This window comes from Ameyamaea chiangmaiensis, from assembly GCF_013376175.1.
Taxonomy (GTDB): domain Bacteria; phylum Pseudomonadota; class Alphaproteobacteria; order Acetobacterales; family Acetobacteraceae; genus Ameyamaea; species Ameyamaea chiangmaiensis.
Genome location: NZ_JABXXR010000291.1, coordinates 1 through 1,542, shown reverse-complemented (window position 1 = coordinate 1,542; position 1,542 = coordinate 1). Strand labels below are relative to the sequence as shown.

Here is a 1,542-nt window from a genome sequence, read left to right as displayed (position 1 = left end):
GTCACCGTGGCCGAGGCGCTTCTGGCGGCCGGAGACGGCGCCCGCACGCTGTGTGACGCCATCGCGCGGGAAGCCCGCACGCAGGCCTCGGTCGTGTTGGGGCCCGCGACCGACGTTGAGGTTCTGATCTTCGACCGCGCCGGCATCTTGATCGGCCGCAGCAGCCCCTGAACCGGTCATGAACGAAAGCGCCGGTGATACTCGGCGCTATAAAGGGCACTTTCCCGAAAGACGCTCGCGCCCAGCGCGGGCCCGACCAGCACGAGTGCCGTGCGCTCGACCGGCGTGTCGCGCGCGCGATCAAGCAACGTGCCTAAAGTCGCTTTAACCACCACCTGATTGTCCCAACTGGCCCGGGCGACGATCGCTGCGGGGCAATCGGCACCATAATGCGGCAGCGTCTCGGCCACGATCCGGTCCAACGCGTGAATGGCCAGATGAATCGCAAGGGTCGCCCCGGTCGCGGCATAGGCCGCCAGCGTCTCGCGCGCGGGCATCGACGACGCACGGCCGGAGACGCGCGTCAGCACCACCGTCTGCGCAACCTCGGGCACCGTCAGTTCGCGCCCAAGAACGGCCGATGCCGCGGCGAACGCCGGAACTCCCGGCGTCATGGTCCATGGAATACCCAGACGGTCGAGCCTGCGTGTCTGCTCGGCCACGGCGCTGTAGAGCGACAGATCCCCGGACTGAAGACGCGCGACATCCTGCCCGGCCGCCTGCGCGCGCACGAAAATGCCCTCGATCGCATCGAGCGACAGCGGCGCCGTATCGATCAGTTCAGCATCCGGCGGACAATGGGCCAGCATCGCACGTGGCACGATGGACCCGGCGTACAGACAGACCGGACAGGCCGCCAGCAGATCGCGCCCGCGGAGCGTCAGCAGATCCGCCGCACCCGGCCCGGCGCCGATGAAATGAACGGTCATGTCTCTCTCCCTCGACCACACGCCAGAGCGCCCGTCACGCCACGCCCGTCGCGTCGGGGCATCACCAGCCATGCTTCGATCCCGGCCGCGGCCAGCGCGCAGCCTTCCGCCACCGACGCGAAACCGGTCGCACGCTCCGCCGCCACCGAACGCGTGGCGCAGTATGGCTGAACCGCGCGCAGCGACGCCGCGTCCACCACCACCACCTCAAGCGCCAATACCCGCGCCGCCTCGCGCAGTCCCGGCTCCTCAGCCCGAAAAAACGGCAGCGCCATCCGGTCGCACCCTTCCAGCGGCAATGAGCGCGCAAGCGTTAGAACGTCGGCCGCCCGAACACCCGGCCGCGCGCCGATCCCGAGCACCCGCGCGCCGCTCATGGCTTGATCGCAACCCACTGCGTCACGGTCATCGCAGGCCGGAACGCGTGCAACCCTCCGACCGGCCCCAGCCGTTCCACGCCCAGCCGAAGCAGGGTTCCGCCCCGCGCCGTGTGAATGCCGATCAGCGCCGCCTCGCCTTCCAGCGTTACGGCGTTGGCGACACACCGGCCGCCCGGCCGCAAGGCTTCCCACGCGGCGTCAAGCACACCGGCGCGCGAGACGCCCCCGCCGAC

General features: G+C 70.0%; 2 protein-coding genes and 1 pseudogene. All 3 read right to left on the bottom strand.

Features of this window, described 5'->3' with window-relative positions; genetic code table 11:
- Positions 1 to 176: 176 nt before the first annotated feature.
- Positions 177 to 929 carry a precorrin-4 C(11)-methyltransferase gene (gene cobM, locus HUK82_RS16465; RefSeq protein ID WP_176614946.1) on the bottom strand — a complete coding sequence of 251 codons (753 nt, stop codon included), beginning with the start codon at positions 927 to 929 and terminating at the stop codon, positions 177 to 179.
- Positions 926 to 1,306, bottom strand: coding sequence for a cobalamin biosynthesis protein (locus HUK82_RS16460; protein WP_176614945.1), 381 nt, complete (start codon positions 1,304 to 1,306; stop codon positions 926 to 928). Before HUK82_RS16460 ends, cobM begins: the two co-directional genes overlap by 4 nt.
- Positions 1,303 to 1,542, bottom strand: a pseudogene (locus HUK82_RS16455) (bifunctional cobalt-precorrin-7 (C(5))-methyltransferase/cobalt-precorrin-6B (C(15))-methyltransferase); the annotation flags it as partial. The pseudogene HUK82_RS16455 and the gene HUK82_RS16460, both read right to left, overlap by 4 nt.